The following is a 22692-nucleotide window of genomic DNA, read 5'->3' as shown; positions in this document are numbered from 1 at the left end:
TCTTTTCAGAAACCGCCTCTCCGACTGCTAGTGTCGACGGACGCGTCGGCCTGCACAGCCGACGATCTTCTGTTCCCGAAGGAGAGAGCATGACGACGTCGACGGCCTCCGCACCCGCGCGATCCGGGGCTCTGCGCCGCAACCTCGGGCTCTGGGCCATCGTCGCACTCGGCCTCGGATACATGACGCCCACCGTCGTCTTCGACACGTTCGGGATCGTCTCCGACCAGACGAACGGCGCCGTTCCCGGCGCTTATCTGGTGGCGCTCATCGTGATGCTGTTCACCGCCATCAGCTACGGCAAGATGGCGGGCGCCATTCCGAGCGCCGGCTCGGCCTACACCTACGTGCGGGAGTCCATCCACCCGAACGTCGGCTTCATGGTCGGCTGGACCTCCCTCATCGACTACGTGCTGCTGCCGATGGTGAACTGCCTGATCATCCGGCTCTATCTGGAGCAGGTCCTTCCGGGCGTCCCCGGCTGGATCTGGGTCGTGATCTACTGCGCGGCGGTGACGACGCTCATCTACTTCACGATGCGCGGCACGTCGAACGTCAACATGATCCTGCTGGTGTTCGCGATCGTCGTCATGACGGTGTTCGTGGTCATGGTGATCGGTCAGCTCGCCAACGGCGCCGGCGACGGGACCGTTGCCTCCGTGAAGCCGTTCTTCCACGACGGCGTCACCCTCTCGGCCGTCCTCACCGGCGCCACGGTCGTCTGCTTCTCGTTCATCGGGTTCGACGCGGTGACCATGTACGCGGAGGAGGCGAAGACACCCAAGGTCATGCCCCGCGTCATCCTGCTGACGGTGCTCATCGGAGGCGCGATCTTCCTCATCGCCGGCTTCTTCACCCAGCTGCGTTTCCCGACGAACGCGGCGTTCGGCGAATTCACCGACGACCCGCTCCCCCAGATCGGCCTCATCGTCGGCGGCCCGGTCTTCCAGACCGTCTTCGTCTCGGCCGGCTTCGCCGCCACGCTCGCCTCCGGCCTCGCCTCCCACGCCTCCGTCTCGCGGATGCTGCTCGTGATGGGCCGCAACAACGTCCTCCCGCGGCGCTTCTTCGGCTACATCGACCCGAAGACCAGCACACCGACGCGGAACATCGTCCTCGTCGGCGCGCTCTGCCTGCTCGCGATGTCGTTCTCGCTGGAGTTGATCTCGGCGTTCATCAACTTCGGCGCTCTGATCGCGTTCACCTTCGTGAACATCTCGGTCATCGCCTGGTTCGCGATCCGCCAGGGCCGCCGCACGACCCCGCGCGACGTCTTCAGCTTCATCGTCCTGCCGACGATCGGCATGGTGCTCACCGGCATCCTCTGGGCGAACCTTCACGCGGACGCGCTCATCGGAGGCCTGATCTGGACGGCCATCGGCTTCATCTACCTGCTCGTCCTGACGCGCGGGTTCCGCCGCAAGGCGGCGGCCTTCGACGAGAACCAGCCGGTGACCGGGTTCACGAAGGCGGTGGGGTCGGAGCGCTAGACCGTGACGGTGTAGTCATACGTGTGCACGGTCGACACCGAGGGAGCGCTCGAGAACGCGACCTGGAAGCCGGTGCCCCACTTCTGGGAAACCCAGAAGACCTTTCCGCCCGCAGCTGAGTTGCGGGGTGTTACGGTGATGGCCCGCGGCACCTGTTTGAGGTCGCGCGAGAACAATATCTTGAACTGCGAGCCGACCGCGGTCTCCGCCAGTCCGCTGGTGAACGTGATACTGCCGGCTTTGTCGTCGCCCGTCACTGTGCAGGAGGCGTCGTTGCCCGCAGGTGGCTCGACGGCACCTGACGGCTTCCACAGCGCTCGCTGATCGACAACGAGCGGAAGCCGTCCTCTTGTCGGATCACCCTGGCTGACGGCGGTCGTGTCAATCGTCGCATCCGGACCATAGCCCGATTCGATCAGGACGCCTGCCTTGGCTACGTCCTTGATGCGGGTGCCCTGGAGGTGCACGCCGTTACCGCTGGTAGCCCGAACTGCGTAGTCAGCTTGATGGTGTCCGCTGCCCGAGCGCGAGAGAAGCGTACCGCCAGTGACGATGACACCGCCGGTGTCGATGGTCGGAAACCCGCCGCCGACCGCATCCGGCTGCTTGTGCTGGATGATCGCCTCTCCTCCTCCATAGAAGAACGGCGCGACGAAGTCGATCGAGCGTGCGCTGCCGATCTGCACGAGCGGATTGGTGTTCTCCCCGAGTCCTCCACCCGAGGTCGAGTCGTTGCGTGGAGACTCGATGTGCGGCGACAGGAACCGGGTGAACTCAGACCATGATGTGTCCCAGGTTCCCCCTACTCCGATCCACAATGCAGCATTAGCCGATCGTTCTATGCGAAGTCGGTGGAAATCGTTCGTGTTCGAATAGTGGCTGGGCGCGCGATCCCAGGCATGACCTCCGCACGCGAACATCATCGCAGGCATTTCGCCCGTTCCGGATGACTGAATTTGGACATCGTCGTAGCGGCAGTTCGAAGCGGCGTCGATGATCAGCGCCGGTGCGGCATCGTTTCCCACAAAGAACACGCGCGAGAGGTACACCTCGAAGCCGCTCACTTGGTGCAACAGCGGCGCGGTGTGGGAGCCGCGCGCGACGAAGCCCACATCCTCGATGACGATTCCGCTGGCGTCATCTCCGTTGGCGTCTCGATCAATGATGAAGGTCGGGTCTGTCACGCCGATGCCGCTCGGCTTGAAGGTCACCGGGCCCCATTTGATTGCAGAGGAGTAATGCGGCAGCCCAGAGGCGGATCCGACATAGGCGTCGCGCGGGATTCGGATGTTGTTGCCGCCGTACATTCCCGGCGCGAAGAGAGCACGTGCGTTGTTCGCGGTCGCCTCCTCTATGAAACTCTGAATCGCTGGGCCCTGGTCACCGTTACCGTTGTTCGGCGTGATGCCGTGCTGCGACGAAATCCAGAACGGCGATGTGTCCGCCGCATGTGCCGGAGAAGCGCTTCCGATCATTCCCAGGGCTCCCGCACCTGCGCCTGCAAGAGCGACCCTGACGATAGAGCGCCGGTCCCAAGGGGAGGTCATCGACGTTTCAACCACATCAAGTCCTTTCGGTTGCAACGGACGCTTTTCCGGCCAGCCGCTTCGGGCGATTTCTCCTCGACATGACGGTAAAACCGTATAAAACCTAACATCTCACACGCCTATGTGTCACAGGACCATGGAAAGAGTCGAACGCCGAGGATGGACGGTCGCCGACCTGTAAGTCAGCCGATCACGCGCCCGGAGCAGCCCTGTTCGTTCTAGTGTTGGTGCAGGTGTCCTGCACCGGGAGGAGTCGCCGATGTCCGAGCTCGACCTCAATCAGCCGTTGACGCCGCCGGACGGCCCGGCAGAAGGCGTGTCGCTCACGCCACCGGCCGCTGTGCCCGAGGTCGGAGGCGACCAGGCCGTCGGGATGGTCGCGGTGCCGCCCGACAAGCGTGCGGAGCTCCAGGCCAAGGCGGACGAGTTCGTCGCCAGTCTCTCCGCGGTGGAGCCGGGCAGCCCTGAGTTCACGCGCAAGGTCGACGAGATCGCCCGCATGGGCGTGCAGGAGATCCGCTCGTCGTCCGAGGTGTCGAACCGGATGCTGCAACGGCCGGAGTCGTCGCTCGCCGCCGCTCGCGGCCGCGGCGGGCCGTCGGATCCGCAGACGCAGGTGGCGCAGACGCTGCAGCAGTTGCGCACGACCATCACCGACCTCGACCCGGGTCACGCGAACCTGGCCGGCGCGAAGGGCTTCTTCGGGCGCTTCCCTGGCGGCAAGTCGCTCATGCGGTATTTCGAGCGCTACCAGCCGGCGCAGAAGCAGCTCGACGCGATCATCACGGCGCTCATCTCCGGTCAGGACGCCCTCCTCAAGGACAACGCCGCGATCGACCTCGAGCGCACCAACCTGTGGGCGACCATGGGCAAGCTCGGCGAGTACGCGGCCCTGGCCAGGGCGCTCGACGAGTCGGTCGAGGCACAGGCCGCGAAGCTGCGCACGACCGACCCGCAGCGGGCCGACTCGCTCGTCGCGGACGCGCTGTTCCCCATCCGGCAGCGGCGGCAGGACCTCACCACGCAGATCGCCGTGTCGGTGCAGGGCTACCTCGCCCTCGACGCCATCCGCAAGAACAACCTCGAGCTGATCAAGGGCGTCGAGCGCGCCCGCACCACCACGGTCGCCGCCCTGCGAACCGCGATCATCGTCGCGCAGGCGCTCGGGAACCAGGAGCTGGTGCTCGACCAGATCGGCGCGCTGAACGACGCGACCAACGCCATGATCGACCGCACCGGCGAGCTCCTGCGGCAGCAGACCGCCCGGGTGCACGAAGAGGCGATCTCGACCGGCGTCAGCCTGGAGACCCTCCAGCACGCCTTCGACAATGTGTTCGCGACCATGGATGCCATCGACGGGTACCGCGTGAAAGCGGTCGAGAGCATGGCCAAGACCGTCGACGCCCTGGAGCAGCAGGTCGAGCGGTCTCGGAGCTACCTGGATCGGTCGCACAACAGCGCGAACTGACCCGGACGTTGCCTCGAACAGACCGTCAGGGCAGGTCGAAGCGCGACAACCCGAGCCGCTGGGACAGGAACCGGCCGTTGACCAGCAGTGCCGACGCGTCGTGCTCTGCCGCTGCGTCCCGCATCCGCGTCGCCGCATTCTCGAGTTCGCCCAGCTGGGCGACCAGCGCCTGCGCCGGGGTCGTCCCGTCGGGGAGGACGTGGTGCGCCGCCCACTCGGGCGGCAGCACCAGGTACGCGCGCAGGGTGTCGGGGAGGTAGACGGTCGCTGTCCGCCGCACCATGACCTCCGCCTCACCCTGCCCGGCGACCCGGTCGAGGGCGTCGACCAGCAGTTCCCCGATACGGCCGACCTGCGCGATCGCCTCGGCGGGCACGCGTCTGCCGAGGCGCGCCGGCAGCGTCCGGAGGTCGCGTTCGATCTTCGCCTCTCCGACCTGGATCTCCGATCCCGGGGGTTCCAGGCCGAGCGTCTGCAGGGCCAGCGACGACGTCGCCGCGTCTCCCGCGGCCTCGGCCTCCAGCTCGGCGACGCGCCCGGCGAAGGCGGTGAGCCAGTCGCCGAGCCCGAGGGGCCGGCGGATGACGGTCGCGCCGTGGTAGACGAGCGCGGCCTCCCCCGCCCACCGGGGCCCGGGCTCGTAACGCAGCGTCAGCGTCTCCTGCCGTCCGAGGAGGCTGATCCTGGTGATCGCGCCCGGTCGCCCGGACACGCGGTCGCTGAGCGTGCGCCTGCGCTCGACCACCAGCACACGCGCGACGAGCACTGGAGACAGCGCGTGCCGCGCGCGGTCGACCAGACCCAGCAGGAAGGCCTGGGGATCCTCTGCCGCCTCCGCAGGTTCGGTCATGATTCCCACATGGTAGACGCTCGAACCGTGCGGCAGCCATGGCCCGATCACGGTCGCGGCAACGCCCCCGACGGTAATTAGTGCAATAATGGTTCGCGCACTAATCACTTTCGCGAATCACTCGGGAGGAACCCCATGGCAGGCCGGTTCTGGCGCTTCTACGAACGCGCCAACAACGTCGTCCGCACCTTCACCGGCCCCGCGCAGCTCGGCGCCGGCCACCCCGAGGGGCCGGACATCCGCCGGGCCGACGCCGCCTGCCCGATGTGCGGCCAGCCGCTCGACCAGCACGTCATCGAGCGGTTCGCCGACTCCCGCACGTCGACCCGCATCCACTGCCCATGACCGACACGGCCAACCCGCTGGCCCTAGAGAGCCAGGTCTGTTTCGCGCTGTCCGTCGCTGCTCGCTCGGTCATCGCCGCCTACCGGCCCGTGCTCGAACCGGTCGGCCTGACCCACCCGCAGTACCTCGTGATGCTCGCCCTCTGGGAGCACGAGCCGCTCTCCGTCCGGCAGCTCGCCGACCTCCTCGCCCTGGAACCCGCGACCGTCTCTCCCCTGCTGAAGCGGCTGGAGGCCCTCGGCTACCTCACGCGCCGGCGTTCGGCCGCCGACGAGCGCGTGGTCGAGAACACGCTCACCGACGCCGGCCGCGAACTGCGCTCGTACGCCGAGACCATCCCGGCGACGATGATGCAGCGCCTAGCGATGACCCCCGACGATCTGCGCGACCTGCACCGCACCATGAGCTCGCTTATCCGCGCGACCCGCGACCTGTAGCCAGTGGGGTTCAGCGCCTGCCCGCCTCAGCGCTGTTCGACGAGGTCGTCCGTACGGCTGAGGACGGTCGCGGTGCGGCGCGCGCCGCGCCGGACACTGGCGACGAGCCAGAGCGAGCGGGCGCCGATGCCGCCGATCACGACCGTGGCGACGGCGACCAGGAGCCAGGCGACGGCCTGCCAACCCCGGAAGCCGGCGATGGCGAGCCAATCGAGGCCCAAGCCGACGGCGGCCGTATGCGAGAACGCACTCCGAATGGGTGAGAGCGACGGGGCACGCTGACGAGTAGCGTGAGCTTTGTGAGTGGTGCAACGATGGCCCCCGCAGGGTGGTATCCGGATGGCAGCGGCCAGCTGCGGTGGTGGGACGGCAACGCCTGGACCAATAACTTCGCGCCGCTTCCCGGGCCATCCGTCGACTCTGTCGCGACCGAAGCTGCTCAGCCCGCTGGTGATGCTCCTGGCGATCCCGACGCTGCCTCGCCCACGCTGCCCGAGACTGCAACGGACGCGCGCGCGCCGGCAAGTGAACCGCAATCGGCCAAGACCCGAAACGGACGTGTGGACGTGGACGGCGATATTCTCGCATTCACACTTCGCGGCAACACTCGACTGATAGATCTACACAATGTGGCAAGCGTTGTCTACGAGCCGCCAGGTACCTGGAAATCTGGGATGTTCCGCCTCCAGATCGTTGGTGAGTCCGATGTGAAAAGTCGATACCTGTCCCCGTGGGCAATCGTGCTCCCGGGCGGACCTGAGTCGATACGGGACGACTGGAGCGATTTCAACGCATGGCTGGCTGGCACCGTCGCTGAGGCGTTGCCGAAGCTTCCGATCGAGGCGGAACGCCCCCAGGCGAGCGCGTCAAAACGCGACGTTGCGACACGTCCGGCCGCGCAGAAGGTCGTAGCGCCGTCGGAGCCGGTGTCCGTCCAGCCAGTCGAACAAAATAGAGCCGCTCCAGCCGCTCCGACCCCAGCAGTGAAGTCCGCACGAGAGCTCGCGCGAGAAGCGTCGGCACAGCAGAAGACTAGTAACCAAGCCGCGCCTGAACCGAACGGTGAAGTAGTGCCCGCCGTGCGATCGTCGCGGGAAATCAGTCGGGAGGCGAAGGCCCGTCGCAAGGCGAACGTGGAGCTTCAGGCTCAGCTCGCCGCATGGCGGTCTAATTTGTCGATGGCCGAGCGGGCTTTGAAGTTCGCGATCAACGAGAAGCCGTCTTCGGCGGATGCCCCCGTGATGTTGAAAGCCGGAGAGACCTGGTGGCAGGCGTTCGATGTAGAGCTGGTGGAAGATCGAGTGCAGACGTCGCGGATGTCGGGACATCAGGGTATATCCATACCGGTCGCGAGCATCGGTGGACGCAGCATCAGCTACTCCGTCGGTGCCAGTAAGGAACATGTCAACCGGACAACGGTCGCTACTGTCGTCGACCAAGGCCGTCTGGTGATCACGTCACAGCGAATGGTGTACTTCGGCGCGAAGCAGACGCGCGAATTCTTATTCAGCAAGTTCATCGGGATCGAGTGGCCGGGTCCGGGACAGATCGCCATCGCGGTATCTAACCGAAAGACAGTGACCCTCTTGAACTACCAGTCCTACAGCGCCTTCGACCTCGAGATGACAGTTACTGTCGCCCAGGCAGACTTCACCGGCGCGCGGGCGCAGCTGATCCAGGAACTCGAAGATACGGTTGCTCAGGTACGCGCGGCCGAACCCAGGCTCGAGAACCTGCAGCGGTGAGCCCAACGGCGATGAACGATGTGTCAATGGACGTAGAATCCTGTGGATCGCAGTCGCTGCCAACCATTATGTTGTTGCTTCGCGAACGCGCCATATCCAGTGTGGACATGGACAAGAATCGGATCTCAAGCAACGCGCGATGACGACCGTTGGTGGAGATGGGGGGAATCGAACCCCCGTCCACTGCTGTGGTCATGTGCCTTCTACGGGCGTAGCCAGTGCAATCGCTTTCTCAGCCCCGGAACTTGTCGCTGGCATCTGCTCCGACGGGCTCAGTATCAGTTGGAGTCCCTCTGCGCCCTGATGCTCAACGCAGAAGCAAGTCTTCTAGCTGACGCCAGGATCCGGGTAGAAGACAGTTCCCGGTCTGACGGTCTCTTCAAATGGCGAAGGGGAACTTACGCCGCGAGGGCGAAGTCGGCCTTGGCCGAGACAGTGCTGTTGTTATTGGCACTTATTTTTTCGCATGGATCGTTAGCGAGATAACCATGCATCCTCGACCCGCTTCTCACACTCTCGCAGACAATGTCGAAACCGATCATCCCCATGCGACGGCCGTGATGCCGGGTCGTCATCGCGCGCTGTTGAGTTGTCCAGATGCATTCGCCGCAGGCTGCGACGAGCTTCTCATACTACAACAACAACAGCCCTGCGTTCTATGCCAGCATCGGTGGATGGCCGACACGATCATCACCGTCCAGGGCGAGTACGAGCTCACGCACCCGGCAGAGCGCGGCGCGGTCCGCCTCTCCGTCTCATACGAGGGCGAGCAGCGTGAGGAGACGCTCGCACTGACCACGCTGCGGCACGCGTCCCTGGTCTCGGAGCTGCGCGAGTTGCACGACCCGCAGACCGGCCCGGTGACCTCCTGGACCTCTGACCAACTGCGCGTCTGGGGCGACCGGCCGTGGAGTCAGGACGGACGCCGGCTCGCGCCGGTCTACCACGCGGAGGTCGGTATCGACGTGACCTTCAGCGAGCCGACCGCGCTCTCCGACTGGCTGAGCGTCGTCTCGATGCTCGACGGCGTCACGATCCAAGGCGTGACCTGGACGCTGACGGAGGCCCGTCGGCAGTCCATCACGCAGGAGGCGCGGCGTCGGGCCGTCGAGAACGCGGTGGCCAAGGCGACCGTCTACGCCACCAGCCTCGGCCTCAGCAGCGTGCGACCGCTCGCGCTGAGCGACCCGGGGATGCTGGGCGACGGGCCCGCCCCTGGCCAGCCGGTGGAGCCGCTGGCCGCCCGCGCGATGAGCGCGGACTTCGGCGGAGCGACACTCGCCCTCAAGCCCGAGGACATCAGGGTCGCGGTTCAGGTGCACGCGCGGTTCACGGCGTCCTGAACGGCGGCCGCTCCCCCAGAGCGGAGGCGGAGGCAGCTCGGCGGCGGGCCCGTTCAGCTCCCGGGCGTCGCGCCCGGTGTCGCGGTCGAACCCGACGGCGGCCGCAGCGGGAGGTCGGAGACCTTGAGGATGCGGACGGCCGTCACCGTGGTGCCCGAGCGCTCTCCGATCACGATGATCTCGTCGCCGACGGCGAAGTCGGAGGCCTTCTGGGTCTGCCCGGGAACACCGTACGCCGTCGATGAGGAGGTGTCGACCGTGAGAGTCGCGCCTCGCGCCGTCGTGAGGGTCCAGGTCGACCCGTCGATCTTCGTGACGCTGCCGCGGACCACACCTTTGGCGATCGGCCCCTCGTCTTGACGGCCGTTCTCGCCTCCGCCGTTCTGACCTCCACCCTTCGCACCGCCCTGGCCCGGCCCCGGATGAGCGGGCACCTGCCCGTCGCCCCCGAGCACGTGCGAGACCGACGATCCTGCGTGGAACAGCACGGAGCCGACCGCGAACACGCCGGCGCCGGCGATGCCGATCAGCAGGATGACGGCCAGCACCAGCGTGGAGATCGCGAACGCCAACCCGTGACGTTTGTAGAACGGCTCCGCCGTCGCGGTCGGCTGGTGGAGGCCAGGACCATACTGCTGCGGGCCCGGAGCGTATTGCTGCTGCGGAGCCCCATACTGCGGCGCAGCGTGTTGCGGCTGTTGCTGCGGTTGCGCCGGAGGCAGCGGTTCGGTGGGCTGGGTCTCGTCCATGTTCACAAGAACACCTGATCGAACCGCGTCCCGGCTGGGAAGCGGTTATGGCTTGGATGTGAATGCCGAGGCTGCCCCACGGCTCAGGCCGGCTCGACCAGGACGGACCGCAGCTTCGCCAGCTCGACCTCGCTCAGCCCAGCCTCGAAGAGGTACTGGTGCACCCCGCCGAATTCGCGGTCGAGCAGGTCGAGCGACTCCTCGAGGGCCTCCGGTGGGCTTCCGCCGAGAATGATGCGCAGGTCGGGCGTGACCTCGACACCGTGGCTACGCACGAGGGCGATCATGCCCTCCAGCCACAGGCCATCGAGATTGGCCTGCGTCGCAACGTAGTCGGCGACGATCGTCTCGCGGTCGACGCCGATGGCGCTGAGCGCGAGCGCCACGACGATGCCGGTGCGATCCTTGCCCGCCGTGCAGTGCACGACCACGGCCTCCTCGCCGGTGTCGGCGATCTCGCGCAGCGCTCTCACGACCACGTCGCGGTGCTGCAGCAGGATCTTCTCGTAGAGCCCGACCAGGGTGACCCCGATCGTCGACGCCGACGCCCCTGATCCCTCGAACACCGGTAGGTGCAGTCGCTGAAGGTCGAGACCGCCGACGTCGTCGGGCATCGTCTGCGTCTCGAAGTCGTCGCGCAGGTCGATCACGACGCGCACTCCGAGCTCGCGCAGCGACTGCCTCCCCTCGTCGCCGAGGCGCGCCAGGCCGTCGGACCGGAACAGCTTGCCGCGGCGCACGACCCCCTCCGGCACTCGATAGCCGCCCACATCGCGGAAGTTGTACGTGCCGTTCACGGGAATCCGGTCGGCAACGACGCCGGTCGCCCGGCCGCCCGTGCCCTCGTCGTGCGTGCTCATGACCTCATCCTGCCATCCGCTACCGACAGGGCGCCGCACGCCGGGATCACTCGCCGAGATGGCGCCTGCTGGAAATCGCCCGTTGGGCTTCGCGGTTGTCCTGGCGCTCGCGCAGCGCCTGCCGCTTGTCGTACTCGCGCTTGCCCTTGGCGATCGCGATCTCGACCTTGGCACGGCCGTCGCTGAAGTAAATCGAGAGCGGGACGATGGTATAGCCGCCCTGCTTGACCGTGTTCTCGATCTTGAGGATCTGCGCCTTGTGCAGCAGGAGCTTGCGCTTGCGGCGCGGCGCGTGGTTGTTCCAGGTGCCGTCGAGGTACTCCGGGATGTGCACGGCGTCGAGCCAGGCCTCCCCGCCGTCGACGAACGCGTAGCCATCGACGAGCGACGCACGCCCCTCCCGCAGCGACTTCACCTCGGTGCCGGTGAGGACGAGCCCTGCCTCGTAGGTGTCCTCGATGGTGTAGTCGTGGCGCGCTCGGCGATTGGTGGCCACGACCTTCTGGCCACGTTCCCTGGGCACAGCTGCTCCTGACGTCGAAGATGGTGCTACCCGGCACGTCGCCGGGCAGCAGACCAGTCTATACGGGTCAGACCCTCAGATACCGCTTGATCGCGAAGTTCGCGGACGCCGCGGCGAGCACGATGCCGACGACGATGAGCAGCGGGATCACCAGCCAACCCTGGTCCATCCCGACGAAGTTGATCGACGGGATCTTGACGCTCAGGAATCCGCGCACGAAAAACTGCACGAGCAGCCAGATGGCGACGCAGCTCAGGATCGAGCCGACCAACGCGGCGATCACGCCCTCAATGATGAACGGAGTCTGGATGAAACGGTTGGAGGCGCCGACCAGGCGCATGATGCCGATCTCCCGACGCCTCGAGAACGCCGACAGACGGATGGTCGTGGCGATGAGCAGCACGGCGGCGACGAGCATGAGGGTCGCGATGCCGATCGCAGTGAGGCTGGCGGCGTTCAGGATGCTGAAGATCTGGTCGAGGTAGCTGCGCTGGTCGACGACGCTCTGCACGCCGGGCGAACTCGACAGCGTCTCGGTGAGCACGTCGGACTGATTGGGGTTCTTGAGGTTGACCCAGAACGTCTGCGGAATCATGTCCGGCGTGACGTAGTCGGCGATCTGGTTGCCTTTGAACTGCTGTTTGAACTGCTCGTAGCCCTGCTTCTGGTCTTGGAAGTAGAACTTCTGGATGTACGGCGCGAGCTCGGGCGACTGCAGCTGCTTCTTGACGGCCGCGACCGTCTGATCGGTCGCGGCGCCACCCGGGCAGTTGTCGGTCTCGGTGCACATGTACACGGCGACCTGGGCGCGGTCGTACCAGTACGTCTTCATCTGCGCGATCTGCAGCTGCAGGAGGGCGGCCGTGCCGACGAACGTCAGCGAGATGAAGGTCACCAGCACGACGGAGACGACCATCGACAGGTTACGGCGGAGGCCGTTGCCGACCTCCGACCAGATGAGCCCGAATCTCATTTCGTGGGTCCCACATTCTGTTCGCCGTCACGGTCGGACGCATCGCGCAGTCCGCTCAGGTCGAGGTTGGCGGTGAAGTTCAGGTGCTCCGGGAGGTCCTCCGCTGCACCGGCCGCCGGCACCGTAGCGGGCACAGGGGCGGGGACGGGGACTGCGGGCGCGGCCGGCACCGGCGCCACAGGACCAGACACGGGCTGGATCGGCCCCGTGGCTCCCACGGACACCGGCCCCGTAGGGTTCGCCACCGGCGTGTGCGGCCGCGTCATCGGCTCGCGTGCCGCGGGCGCGGCGACCGCGACAGGTACCGGCACGACGCCGGTCGCTGTCTCGACGGGGATCGCGAGACCCTCCGCGGTCGGGCGGGGCAGCGGGATGGACGTGGTGACGCCGTAGCCGCCGTGACGCTCGTCGCGCACGATCTGGCCGCCGACCAACTCGATCACTCGCTGTTTCATCTGGTCGACGATCGAGGCCTCGTGCGTGGCCATCAACACCGTGGTGCCTCCGGCGTTGATCTGCGCCAGCACCGACATGATCCCGGCGCTGGTGGCGGGGTCGAGGTTTCCGGTGGGCTCGTCGGCGAGGAGGATCTGCGGCTTGTTGACCACGGCCCGGGCGATCGCCACGCGCTGCTGCTCACCGCCGGAGAGCTCGTGCGGGAGGCGCTGGGCCTTGCCGTCGAGGCCCACCATCTTCAGCACGTCCGGCACGGCCTCCTGGATGAAGCCGCGGGACTTGCCGATCACCTGCAGCGTGAACGCCACGTTCTGGAAGACGGTCTTGTTCGGCAGGAGACGGAAGTCCTGGAAGACGACACCGATGTTGCGGCGGAAATACGGCACCTTGCGCGAGGAGATCGAGCCCAGGTCCTGCCCGAGCACGTGGATCGCACCCTTAGTGGGCCGTTCCTCCTTGAGGATCAGCCGGAGGCAGCTCGACTTACCCGAGCCGGACGCGCCGACGAGGAAGACAAACTCGCCGCGCAGCACTTCCAGGTTGATGCCGTTGAGCGCCGGGCGCGCCGTGCCCGCGTACTGCTTGGATACGTGTTCGAACCGGATCATGACTGTTAGAGACTAAGCACACTTTCCTCATCCACACTAACGACATGCCCGCGCGCCGCAACCCTGACAATAGCCGCAACGCGGGCTATGAGCGGGTGAACCGGGCTGTCGCCGTCGGATCGCTACTCGTCGTCCTTGGAGCCGGCGCGCCAGCGGATGCCCGCGGCGATGAAGCCGTCGAGGTCGCCGTCGAACACCGAGGCCGGGTTACCCGACTCGTAGCCGGTGCGGAGGTCTTTGACCAACTGCTGGCCGTAGAGGAAGTAGGAGCGCATCTGGTCGCCCCAGCTCGCCGTAATGGTGCCGGCGAGCTCCTTCTTCTTGGCGGCCTCCTCCTCTTTCTGAAGCAGGAGCAGCCGGGTCTGCAGCACCCGCATCGCGGCGGCTCGGTTCTGGATCTGCGACTTCTCGTTCTGCATGGAGACGACGATGCCCGTAGGGAGGTGGGTGATGCGCACGGCCGAGTCGGTCGTGTTGACCGACTGGCCGCCCGGACCGGAGGAGCGGAAGACGTCGACGCGGATGTCGCCCTCAGGGACCTCGACGGCCGTCGCCTCTTCCATCAGCGGGATGACCTCGACCGCGGCGAAGGACGTCTGGCGCTTGTCCGCCGAGCCGAAGGGGCTGATGCGGGCCAGCCGGTGTGTTCCGGCCTCCACCGAGAGCGTGCCGAACGCGTAGGGCGCGTCGACCTCGAAGGTGGCGGACTTGATGCCGGCGCCCTCGGCATAGGAGGTGTCCATGACCTTGACCGAATACTTGTGCTGCTCCGCCCAGCGCAGGTACATGCGCAGGAGCATCTCGGCGAAGTCGGTGGCGTCGTCGCCGCCCGCACCGGAGCGGATCGTGACGATGGCCGCGCGCTCGTCGTACTCGCCGCTCAGCAGCGTCTGCACCTCAAGGTCGCCCAGGGTCTTCTGCAGGGCCTCCAGCTCGGTGCGGGCTTCGGCGGCGGATTCCTCGTCGTCACCCTCATTGGCGAGCTCGACGAGCACCTCGAGGTCGTCGAGTCGCTGTTCGACGGAGGTGATGCGGCCGAGCTCCGCCTGGCGGTGGCTCAGGGCACTGGTCACCTTCTGCGCGTTCGCCGTGTCGTCCCAGAGGTCGGGCGCCCCGGCCCGCTCGCTGAGGTCGGCGATGTCGGCGCGGAGCTTCTCCACGTTCACGACGGCGACGATGTCGGCGAGAGTCGAGCGGAGATCCGCGATCTGCGGGGAGAGGTCTAGTTCGATCATGGCGTCCTCCAGCCTACCGGCGCCGCCGCTCCCGTGCTCCCCGGAGGCCATGGGGACACCGGGCGGGCAGTTGTAATGTGTCAATCAAATGACTTCCGACGAGCGCCCGTTCTCCTTCCGCGCCGTCACGCTCGCCGCCTTCCTGCCCACTCTGCTGTTCTCGATCGGCGAGGGCGCGATCATCCCGATCATCCCGATCGCGGCGGGCAACCTCGGCGCCACCCTCGCGATGGCCGGCTTCATCGCCTCGATGCTGATGCTCGGCGAGCTCGCCGGCGACATCCCGAGCGGCTGGGTGGTCTCGCGCGTCGGTGAGCGCGCCGCGATGATCGGCGCGGCGGTCGTCGCCGTCGCGGGCGTCGTGGTCTGCCTGCTCGCGCCGAACTACTGGGTCCTCATGGCCGGCATCTTCGTGGTGGGCCTCGCCACGGCCGTCTTCGCCCTCGCCCGCCACGCGTTCATGACCACCTACGTGCCGGTGCGATACCGGGCGCGCGCCCTGTCGACGCTCGGCGGGATCTTCCGCGCCGGCTGGTTCGTCGGCCCGCTCGTGGCCTCCGGCGTGATCGCGCTGACCGGCTCGACCCAGTCCGTCTTCTGGATCTTCATCGTCAGCTGCCTCGGATCGGTCGTCGTCCTGCTGGTGCTGCCCGATCCCGAGCGCATGTTCGGCCCGGCGCCCACCTCCCCCGGTCACGACGGCGAGCCGATGACGGCCGGTGAGGAGGACGCGGACGAGCGCACCCGCGGGCTGTTCTCGACGATCTGGGCCTTCCGCGGCGTCCTGGCGCGGATGGGCTCCGGTATCTCGCTCGTCGCCGCCGTCCGTTCCGCGCGGACCGTCCTGCTACCCCTGTGGGCAGTCTCGATCGGGCTCAGCGAGTCGAACACCGCCCTGATCATCGGCCTCGCCGGCGCCGTCGACTTCGCGCTGTTCTACGCGAGCGGTCAACTCATGGACCGGTTCGGCCGGATGTGGAGCGTCGTGCCGTCCATGCTCGGACTGGGCCTCGGCTTCCTCGTGCTGGCGTTCAGCCACGACCTGCCCGCCAACGTCGCCTGGTACATCGGCGTCTCCCTCTTCCTGGCGTTCGCGAACGGGATCGGGTCAGGCATCATCATGACCCTCGGAGCCGACCTGGCCCCGAAGGAGGCCCCTGCCGCTTTCCTCGGCGCGTGGCGGTTCACCGGCGACGCCGGCCAGGCGGTGGCACCGCTTGTCGTCTCGCTTCTGACCGGACTGGTGTCGATCGCGTTCGCGAGCGGGGTCATGGGCGTGCTCGGCCTCGTCGGCGCCGGCGTGCTCGCGCGGTTCATCCCGCGCTATGTCCCGCGGCGTCCCCGGCCCGTCGGCGGCCTGACGGAATAGCCGCGTCCGCAGTACCGTTCGTTTCGTATGCATACGCATCGAGCAGGAGGACGGACATGGCCGCACGGCTGGAGATCGGGATCGACACGTTCGGCGACGTGACGCTGGACGAGAGCGGGGCACCACTGTCGTACGCGCAGGTGCTGCGCAACGTGGTGGCCGAGGGCGTCCAAGCCGACCGGGCGGGGCTCGACTTCATCGGGATCGGCGAGCACCACCGACGGGACTTCTCCGTGTCCGCGCCCGACGTGGTGCTCGCGGCGATCGCCGGGCAGACCGAGCGCATCCGCCTCGGGTCGGCCGTGACCGTGCTGAGCTCGGACGACCCCGTACGCGTCTTCGAGCGGTTCGCCACCCTCGACGGCGTCTCGAACGGCCGCGCGGAGGTCATCCTCGGCCGCGGCTCGTTCATCGAGTCGTTCCCGCTGTTCGGCTTCGACCTCGCGCAGTACGAGGAGCTCTTCGACGAGAAGCTGGACCTGTTCGCCGCGCTTCGCGAGCAGGCGCCCGTCACCTGGAGCGGCAGCCTGCGGCCCCCGTTGACCGACCAGTCGGTCTTCCCCCCGGTCGAGCACGGCCTCCTGAAGACCTGGATCGGCGTCGGCGGCAGCCCGGAGTCGGTCGTGCGCGCCGCGCGCTACGGCCTCCCGCTCATGGTGGCGATCATCGGCGGAGGTCCGATGCGGTTCCAGCCGCTCACCGAGCTGTACCGCACGGCGCTGGAGCAGTTCGGCAACGACGTCGCGCTGCCGATCGGCGTGCACTCCCCCGGCTTCGTCGCCGAGACGGACCAGGAGGCGAAGGACGTGCTCTGGCCGCACTGGGAGGCCATGACCAACCGCATCGGGCGTGAGCGCGGCTGGCCGCCCGCCACTCGCGCCCGCTTCGAGCACGAGGCGGCGGCGGACGGTGCGCTCGTCGTCGGCTCCCCCGAGACCGTCGCCCGGAAGATCGCATACGCGGCCCGCGGCCTGGGACTGACCCGGTTCGACGTCAAGCTCAGCAACGGCACACTCGGGCACGAGCACATCATGCGGGCGATCGATCTGCTCGGCCACGAGGTGGCCCCGCGCGTGGATGAGCTATTGTCGTAGCCGCGCGACGCTGCGCGCTGCGGGAGTGGTGAAACTGGCAGACACGCAGGATTTAGGTTCCTGTGCTTCACGGCGTGAGGGTTCGAGTCCCTTCTCCCGCACCGTGTCGTCCATCCAGGGGTGAGGATAGCTGCCGCCCAGCGGAGTCAGAGGGTGATCTTCGGCCGCTGTGCGCGGATTCGCACGCTTTGTGCAGGTTCCGCCCACTAAACTCGGCGTGAATCCGACACTGAAAACCCTGGAGACACGTGATCCATCACGCCGGCCTCATTCCCTGGCTCGACCCGAACACCATCATCTCGGCCGCGGGTCCGTGGGCGCTCCTCGTCGTGTGCGGCATCGTGTTCGCCGAGACCGGACTCCTGGTCGGCTTCCTACTCCCGGGCGACACCCTTCTGGTGATCTCCGGTCTGCTCACGCACACCTCCCTCGTCTTCGGGGTCGACATCTGGTGGGTGTGCCTCGCGATCGCTTTCGCGGCCTTCCTCGGTGGCGAAGTCGGGTACTTGATCGGGCACAAGGCCGGTCCACGCGTCTTCGAACGCAAAGAGACCGGTCTGTTCAGCATGGAGAACGTGCGGCGCACCAACGCGTTCTTCGACCGGTTCGGCGCGCTCGCGGTGGTGCTGGCGCGATTCGTCCCGATCGTGCGGACGTTCGCTCCGGTCGCCGCCGGCGTCGGCCACATGAACTACAAGAAGTACTCGCTCTACAACGCCGTCGGCGCTCTGATCTGGGGTGCGGGGCTCACGCTCTTCGGCTACCTGATCGGCTTCATCCCGCCGGTCGCCGACTTCGTCTCGAGCTACATCGACATCATCCTCATCGGCGCGGTCGCTATCACGCTCATCCCGACGCTCTTCCACTACTTCCAGACGCTGCGCAAAGCGAAGAAGAAGCGCCTCGAAGCCGCCGCCGAGACGACCGACTCGCGACCCACCCCCGACATCTGAACTCCGCCGGCTGGCGAGGTCAGCGGTGGAGCTCGTCCTCGTGGGCGGCGTGCTCGGCCGGCTCCAGCTGGAACGTGGAATGCTCGACGTCGAAGTGCGCCGACAGACACCCCGACAACTCGTCCAGGAGCTTCCCCGCTCCCCCTGATCGGAACACTCCGCGCTCCACCACGACGTGAGCGGTGAAGACGGGCGCTCCGGAGGTGATCGCCCAGACATGCACGTCGTGCACGGCGACGACCCCGGCGGTCCCCAGGATGTGGTCGCGGATCTGCGCGACGTCTGTGTCGGCCGGTGCCGCCTCGCTGAGCACCCGCACCACATCGCGCAGCAGCAGCACCGCCCGCGGCACGATGAACGCGGCGATGAGGAGCGACGCGATCGCGTCTGCAGGCTGGAACCCGGTGAACATGATCACGACGGCCGCGACGATGACGGTCAGCGACCCGAGAAGGTCGCCGAGCACCTCCAGGTAGGCGCCGCGCATGTTGATCGAGTGACCGGCTGCCGGCCGCAGCAGGAGCAGCGCGCCGACGTTCGCGACGAGACCGATGGCCGCCACGATCAGCATCGTGCCCGACTGCACCTCGGCGTCGCCCGATACGAGCCGCCCGATGGCGCCGATCGTGACGAAGACGGCCACGACTACGAGGATGAGCCCGTTGATCAGCGCCCCGAAGACCTCGGCGCGTCGGAACCCGAACGTCTGCCGGTCGGTCGCGGGCCGCGCCGCCACGATCGTTGCCATCAGGGCCACCACGAGCCCGGTGAGATCGCTCAGCATGTGGCCGGCGTCGGCGAGCAGCGAGAGCGACCCGCTGAGCCACGCTCCGACGGCCTCCACGACGAGAACCGCAGCGACAATCCCGATGGCGATCAGGAGTCGATTGCGATTGGCGGAGTGCCCGTGGTCGTGGCTCATGGTTCTTCTACGGTAGGTCGAGTCGCCGGCGCCCGCCAGCGATCCCGCTAGATGGGAATGAGTGCCGTTCTCATTCTCAATCGTGGGCGCTCGATCGCGTTGCCTCGATCGAACGCTACCTCGATCGTGCTCGGCTCAGTCGGCGGCGACGAGCTCCCGCAGCGCCGGCACGATCGCGGCGAACGCGCGCGAACGGTGGCTCTCCGCGTTCTTCACCTCGGGTCCCAGCTCGGCCGCCGTCGCATCGTGCCCCTCCGGCACGAAAACAGGGTCGTAGCCGTGCCCGTGCGAGCCCCTGGCCTCCCGGGCGATGCGGCCCGGCCAGACGCCCTCGACCACGGTCGTGGCGCCGTTCGGCGTTACGAGCGCCAGTGTCGCCGTGAAGTGCGCGCTCCTGGCGCCGTCGCGGAGGTCGGCGAGCTGATCCAGGAGCAGCCCCAGGTTGGCCTGCGCGTCGCCGTGCCGCCCCGCCCAGCGCGCCGAGAAGATGCCGGGCGCCCCGCCCATGACGTCGACGCAGATGCCGGAGTCGTCCGCGAGGGCGGGCAGCCCGGTGTGCGCGGCGGCCGCCCGCGCCTTGATCAGTGCGTTCTCGGCGAACGTCACGCCGTCCTCCACCGGTTCAGGGCCGTCGTAGCCGACGATCTCGATGCCAGGGACGGCATCGCCGAGGATCTGCTGGAACTCCAGCGCCTTGTGGCGGTTGTGCGTTGCGAGGACGACGCGCAGCATCAGCCCTCGATGCCGAGCTCGGAGGACGCGAGGGCGGCGCGCTGCACCTCGGCGAGCTGCGACGTGCCGGCGAGCGCAAGATCGAGGAGCGAGTCGAGCTCCCTGCGGTCGAACGGAGCACCCTCCGCCGTGCCCTGCACCTCGACGAAGAGGCCGCGGCCGGTCACGACGACGTTCATGTCGGTCTCGGCTCGCACGTCCTCCACGTACGCCAGGTCGAGCATCGGCGCGCCGTCGACGATGCCGACGGAGACCGCGGAGACCGAGTCGAGGAGCGGGGTGGCCTTCTGACCGATGAAGCGGTGGTCGCGCCCCCACTCGAGCGCGTCGGCGAGCGCGACGTAGGCGCCTGTGATGGCCGCGGTGCGGGTGCCGCCGTCGGCCTGGAGCACGTCGCAGTCGATGACGATGGTGTTCTCGCCGAGAGCTTTCATGTCGACGACGGCGCGGAGGCTGCGACCGATCAAGCGACTGATCTCGTGCGTGCGCCCGCCGATCCGGCCCTTGACGGACTCGCGGTCCATGCGCTCGTTCGTGGAGCGCGGCAGCATGGCGTACTCGGCGGTCACCCAGCCGCGGCCTTTGCCCGTCATCCAGCGCGGCACCCCATTGGTGAACGACGCCGTGCACAGGACGCGCGTGTTGCCGAACGAAATCAGAGCGGAGCCTTCGGCTTGACGGCTCCAGCCGCGCTCGATGGTCACGGGGCGCAAGCCCTCGGTCGTACGGCCGTCGGCACGGGTGGTCTCGGTCACGGTTGTCTCCTCGATGGGTGGGTGATGGTCGTGGTCGCGGGAATGGCCGCGATCACTGCGGGAGGTCGATCACGCCGGTGTGCACCAGATCGACCCGGAAGATCTCCGGGCCGATGAACCGGTGCGCGAGGCGCAGGAAGTAATCGGCGTCGAGGCCGGTGGCCTCGTAGCGGATGGTTGGCGGAGTGGACTCGCGTCGTTCGAGGCCACCGCTCACCAGCGTGCGGTAGACGTCCTTGGCGGTCTCGGTGTCGCTCGACACCAGCGAGACGTCCTCCCCCATGACGTACGAGATCGCGCCCTTGAGGAACGGGTAGTGGGTGCAGCCGAGCACGAGAGTGTCGACGTCGGCATCGCGGAGGGGCTGGAGGTACTCGGCGGTGACCCGCAGCACCTCGTCGCCGCTGGTGATCCCGGCCTCGACGAACTCGACGAAGCGCGGGCAGGCCTGCGTGAACAGCTGGAGCGACGGCGCCGCGGCGAAGGCGTCTTCGTAGGCGCGCGACGAGATCGTGCCCGCCGTGCCGATGACGCCGACGCGGCCCGTTCGTGTCGCGGACACTGCGCGCCGGACGGCCGGCTGGATCACCTCGATCACCGGCACCGCGTACCGCTCCCTGGCGTCGCGCAGCATCGCGGAGGAGGCCGTGTTGCAGGCGATCACCAGCAGCTTCACCCCCTGGTCGACCAGGAAGTCGAGCACCTCCAGCGAATAGCGGCGCACATCCGCGATGGACTGCGGGCCGTACGGCGAGTGAGCGGTGTCGCCGACGTAGAGCAGCGACTCGTTCGGAAGCTGATCGCGGATCGCGCGGGCGACGGTGAGCCCGCCGACACCCGAGTCGAAGATCCCAATCGGCGCATCCGTCACAGCAGTCCAGCCTACCCGTCCGAGCCGAAAGCTAAGGTGGAGCCGTGACCGAGTCCTCCGCGCTCCTGACCGACCGTTACGAGCTCACGATGCTCGACGCCGCCCTCCTCAAGGGCACGTACGACCGCGAGTGCGTCTTCGAGGCGTTCACCCGACACCTCCCGGCGGGCCGGCGGTACGGGATCCTTGCGGGGACGGGACGGCTGCTGGAGCTCATCGAGCAGTTCCGCTTCGGCGACGTCGAACTGGAGTTCCTGCGCGACAACCGGGTCGTGCGGCAGGAGACGCTGGACTGGCTGGCCGACTACCGGTTCTCCGGCACGATCCGCGGCTATCGCGAGGGCGAGGTGTTCTTCCCCGGCTCGCCGTTCCTGATCGTCGATGCGCCGTTCGCCGAGGGAGTGATCCTGGAGACCCTCATCCTGAGCGTGTTCAACTACGACTCGGCGGTGGCCTCCGCCGCGGCCCGGATGGTCACCGCCGCCGCGGGGCGGCCGCTCGCCGAGATGGGCTCGCGCCGCGCCAACGAGCGCAGCGCCGTCGCCGCCGCCCGCGCGGCCTATCTGGCCGGCTTCGATGCGACCTCCAACCTGGAGGCCGGGCGCACCTGGGGCGTGCCGACGATGGGAACGGCAGCGCACGCGTTCACGCTGCTGCACGACGACGAGGAGGACGCCTTCCGCGCCCAGGTCGCCGCGCTGGGGCCGGGAACCACCTTGCTCGTCGACACGTTCGACGTGGAGCGCGCCATCGAGACGGCGGTCCGGGTCGCGGGCCCCGAGCTGGGGGCGATCCGGCTCGACTCCGGCGACCTCCCGAAACTCGTGCGCCGGGTGCGCGACCAGCTCGACCGGCTCGGCGCGACGAGGACGCGCATCACCGTGACGAACGACCTCGACGAGTTCACGATCGCGGCCCTGTCGTCCTCGCCCGTCGACAGCTACGGCGTCGGCACCTCGGTCGTCACCGGCTCGGGCGCACCGGCCTCTGGGATGGTCTACAAGCTGGCGGCGCACCGCGACGGCGCCGGCGAGTGGGTGGCGGTGGCCAAGAAGTCGGACGGCAAACCGAGCATCGGCGGACGCAAGCACCCCGTGCGCCGCCTGGACGCCTCCGGTCGCGCAGTCGCCGAGGTGGTGCACATCGTCGAGGCCGGCGACAGGCCCGACGACACCGGACGCGATCTGCTCGTCCCGCTGATCACCGACGGCGAGATCCACCGCGAGCACCTCGGGCCGGAGGGCACGCGGCGGGCGCGCGAACACCGGGAGATCGCGATGCGGGAGCTGCCGGATCAGGCGTTCCGGCTGGGTCGTGGCGACCCGGTGCTGCCAACGGTCTTCGCCTGAGCCGCCAGGTGCGCGCGA

General features: G+C 67.7%; 23 protein-coding genes, 1 tRNA gene and 1 other RNA gene. 11 read left to right on the top strand and 14 right to left on the bottom strand.

Annotated elements, in window-relative coordinates; all coding sequences use genetic code 11:
• The first annotated feature begins 89 nt into the window (after positions 1-89).
• A complete protein-coding gene (locus tag ACPPVW_RS13730) occupies positions 90-1490 on the top strand; it encodes an APC family permease (protein ID WP_426623666.1) in 1401 nt (466 codons plus the stop codon).
• Here the strand turns inward: ACPPVW_RS13730 and ACPPVW_RS13725 are convergent.
• Positions 1487-3052: a hypothetical protein gene (locus tag ACPPVW_RS13725; protein ID WP_426623665.1), complete on the bottom strand. Its 1566-nt coding sequence runs from the start codon at positions 3050-3052 to the stop codon at positions 1487-1489. The genes ACPPVW_RS13730 and ACPPVW_RS13725 overlap by 4 nt on opposite strands.
• Positions 3053-3296: 244 nt before the next feature.
• Here ACPPVW_RS13725 and ACPPVW_RS13720 point away from each other — a divergent pair, with 244 nt between their 5' ends.
• Positions 3297-4505 carry a toxic anion resistance protein gene (locus tag ACPPVW_RS13720; RefSeq protein WP_426623664.1) on the top strand — a complete coding sequence of 403 codons (1209 nt, stop codon included), beginning with the start codon at positions 3297-3299 and terminating at the stop codon, positions 4503-4505.
• Between the two features lie 25 nt (positions 4506-4530).
• Here the strand turns inward: ACPPVW_RS13720 and ACPPVW_RS13715 are convergent, their stop codons facing one another.
• Entirely contained in the window at positions 4531-5355 is an 825-nt protein-coding gene (locus tag ACPPVW_RS13715; protein ID WP_426623663.1) for a hypothetical protein, read from the bottom strand.
• 135 nt (positions 5356-5490) lie between these two features.
• On the opposite strand from ACPPVW_RS13715, the gene ACPPVW_RS13710 reads away from it, so the two are divergent.
• On the top strand, positions 5491-5700 hold the full coding sequence (locus ACPPVW_RS13710) for a hypothetical protein (protein WP_426623662.1): 210 nt from the start codon (positions 5491-5493) through the stop codon (positions 5698-5700).
• On the top strand, positions 5697-6137 hold the full coding sequence (locus ACPPVW_RS13705; protein WP_426623661.1) for a MarR family winged helix-turn-helix transcriptional regulator: 441 nt from the start codon (positions 5697-5699) through the stop codon (positions 6135-6137). Before ACPPVW_RS13710 ends, ACPPVW_RS13705 begins: the two co-directional genes overlap by 4 nt.
• A 26-nt stretch (positions 6138-6163) precedes the next feature.
• On the opposite strand, the gene ACPPVW_RS13700 is transcribed toward ACPPVW_RS13705, so the two are convergent.
• Positions 6164-6358 carry a hypothetical protein gene (locus ACPPVW_RS13700; RefSeq protein WP_426623660.1) on the bottom strand — a complete coding sequence of 65 codons (195 nt, stop codon included), beginning with the start codon at positions 6356-6358 and terminating at the stop codon, positions 6164-6166.
• Positions 6359-6436: 78 nt separating this feature from the next.
• Between ACPPVW_RS13700 and ACPPVW_RS13695 the strand changes: the two genes are divergently transcribed.
• Positions 6437-7882 carry a DUF2510 domain-containing protein gene (locus ACPPVW_RS13695; RefSeq protein WP_426623659.1) on the top strand — a complete coding sequence of 482 codons (1446 nt, stop codon included), beginning with the start codon at positions 6437-6439 and terminating at the stop codon, positions 7880-7882.
• 150 nt (positions 7883-8032) lie between these two features.
• On the opposite strand, the gene ssrA is transcribed toward ACPPVW_RS13695, so the two are convergent.
• Positions 8033-8428: a transfer-messenger RNA gene (ssrA, locus tag ACPPVW_RS13690) on the bottom strand.
• A gap of 128 nt (positions 8429-8556) precedes the next feature.
• On the opposite strand from ssrA, the gene ACPPVW_RS13685 reads away from it, so the two are divergent.
• Positions 8557-9225, top strand: a complete 669-nt coding sequence (locus ACPPVW_RS13685; RefSeq protein ID WP_426623658.1) for an SIMPL domain-containing protein — start codon at positions 8557-8559, stop codon at positions 9223-9225.
• 53 nt (positions 9226-9278) lie between these two features.
• On the opposite strand, the gene ACPPVW_RS13680 is transcribed toward ACPPVW_RS13685, so the two are convergent.
• The 6 genes from ACPPVW_RS13680 to prfB all read right to left on the bottom strand — a co-directional run bounded on the left by ACPPVW_RS13680 (position 9279) and on the right by prfB (position 14629).
• Positions 9279-9974: a DUF5666 domain-containing protein gene (locus ACPPVW_RS13680; RefSeq protein ID WP_426623657.1), complete on the bottom strand. Its 696-nt coding sequence runs from the start codon at positions 9972-9974 to the stop codon at positions 9279-9281.
• A gap of 83 nt (positions 9975-10057) precedes the next feature.
• Positions 10058-10834, bottom strand: coding sequence for a tyrosine-protein phosphatase (locus tag ACPPVW_RS13675; RefSeq protein ID WP_426623656.1), 777 nt, complete (start codon positions 10832-10834; stop codon positions 10058-10060).
• A 46-nt stretch (positions 10835-10880) separates the two neighbouring features.
• The gene (gene smpB / locus ACPPVW_RS13670) at positions 10881-11357 is read right to left on the bottom strand and encodes an SsrA-binding protein SmpB (protein ID WP_426623655.1); all 477 of its coding nucleotides are present in this window, start codon (positions 11355-11357) and stop codon (positions 10881-10883) included.
• Between the two features lie 67 nt (positions 11358-11424).
• Positions 11425-12330 (bottom strand): permease-like cell division protein FtsX, encoded by a 906-nt coding sequence (ftsX, locus tag ACPPVW_RS13665; RefSeq protein ID WP_426623654.1) that lies wholly within the window; start codon positions 12328-12330, stop codon positions 11425-11427.
• Complete coding sequence (gene ftsE, locus ACPPVW_RS13660; RefSeq protein ID WP_426623653.1) at positions 12327-13394, bottom strand: cell division ATP-binding protein FtsE; 1068 nt, start codon at positions 13392-13394, stop codon at positions 12327-12329. The genes ftsX and ftsE overlap by 4 nt, the downstream gene beginning before the upstream one ends.
• A gap of 122 nt (positions 13395-13516) precedes the next feature.
• The gene (gene prfB / locus ACPPVW_RS13655) at positions 13517-14629 is read right to left on the bottom strand and encodes a peptide chain release factor 2 (protein ID WP_426623652.1); all 1113 of its coding nucleotides are present in this window, start codon (positions 14627-14629) and stop codon (positions 13517-13519) included.
• A gap of 88 nt (positions 14630-14717) precedes the next feature.
• Here prfB and ACPPVW_RS13650 point away from each other — a divergent pair, with 88 nt between their 5' ends.
• From ACPPVW_RS13650 to ACPPVW_RS13635, 4 genes are all read left to right on the top strand, one after another.
• Positions 14718-15998 (top strand): MFS transporter, encoded by a 1281-nt coding sequence (locus tag ACPPVW_RS13650; RefSeq protein ID WP_426623651.1) that lies wholly within the window; start codon positions 14718-14720, stop codon positions 15996-15998.
• Positions 15999-16054: 56 nt separating this feature from the next.
• The gene (locus tag ACPPVW_RS13645; RefSeq protein WP_426623650.1) at positions 16055-17092 is read left to right on the top strand and encodes an LLM class flavin-dependent oxidoreductase; all 1038 of its coding nucleotides are present in this window, start codon (positions 16055-16057) and stop codon (positions 17090-17092) included.
• Between the two features lie 19 nt (positions 17093-17111).
• A tRNA-Leu gene (locus ACPPVW_RS13640) sits at positions 17112-17193 on the top strand.
• 147 nt (positions 17194-17340) lie between these two features.
• Entirely contained in the window at positions 17341-18045 is a 705-nt protein-coding gene (locus ACPPVW_RS13635) for a DedA family protein (protein ID WP_426623649.1), read from the top strand.
• Positions 18046-18064: 19 nt separating this feature from the next.
• On the opposite strand, the gene ACPPVW_RS13630 is transcribed toward ACPPVW_RS13635, so the two are convergent.
• The 4 genes from ACPPVW_RS13630 to murI all read right to left on the bottom strand — a co-directional run bounded on the left by ACPPVW_RS13630 (position 18065) and on the right by murI (position 21325).
• A complete protein-coding gene (locus tag ACPPVW_RS13630) occupies positions 18065-18967 on the bottom strand; it encodes a cation diffusion facilitator family transporter (RefSeq protein WP_426623648.1) in 903 nt (300 codons plus the stop codon).
• A gap of 135 nt (positions 18968-19102) precedes the next feature.
• Positions 19103-19699, bottom strand: a complete 597-nt coding sequence (rdgB, locus tag ACPPVW_RS13625; RefSeq protein ID WP_426623647.1) for an RdgB/HAM1 family non-canonical purine NTP pyrophosphatase — start codon at positions 19697-19699, stop codon at positions 19103-19105.
• Complete coding sequence (rph, locus tag ACPPVW_RS13620) at positions 19699-20454, bottom strand: ribonuclease PH (protein ID WP_426623646.1); 756 nt, start codon at positions 20452-20454, stop codon at positions 19699-19701. Before rph ends, rdgB begins: the two co-directional genes overlap by 1 nt.
• Before the next feature lie 52 nt (positions 20455-20506).
• On the bottom strand, positions 20507-21325 hold the full coding sequence (murI, locus tag ACPPVW_RS13615) for a glutamate racemase (RefSeq protein WP_426623645.1): 819 nt from the start codon (positions 21323-21325) through the stop codon (positions 20507-20509).
• A 44-nt stretch (positions 21326-21369) separates the two neighbouring features.
• On the opposite strand from murI, the gene ACPPVW_RS13610 reads away from it, so the two are divergent.
• Positions 21370-22674 (top strand): nicotinate phosphoribosyltransferase, encoded by a 1305-nt coding sequence (locus ACPPVW_RS13610; RefSeq protein WP_426623644.1) that lies wholly within the window; start codon positions 21370-21372, stop codon positions 22672-22674.
• Positions 22675-22692: the final 18 nt, after the last annotated feature.

The sequence above is a fragment of the Leifsonia sp. McL0607 genome (assembly GCF_049993355.1).
Classification (GTDB): domain Bacteria; phylum Actinomycetota; class Actinomycetes; order Actinomycetales; family Microbacteriaceae; genus Leifsonia.
This window is presented reverse-complemented; position numbering and strand designations above follow the sequence as displayed.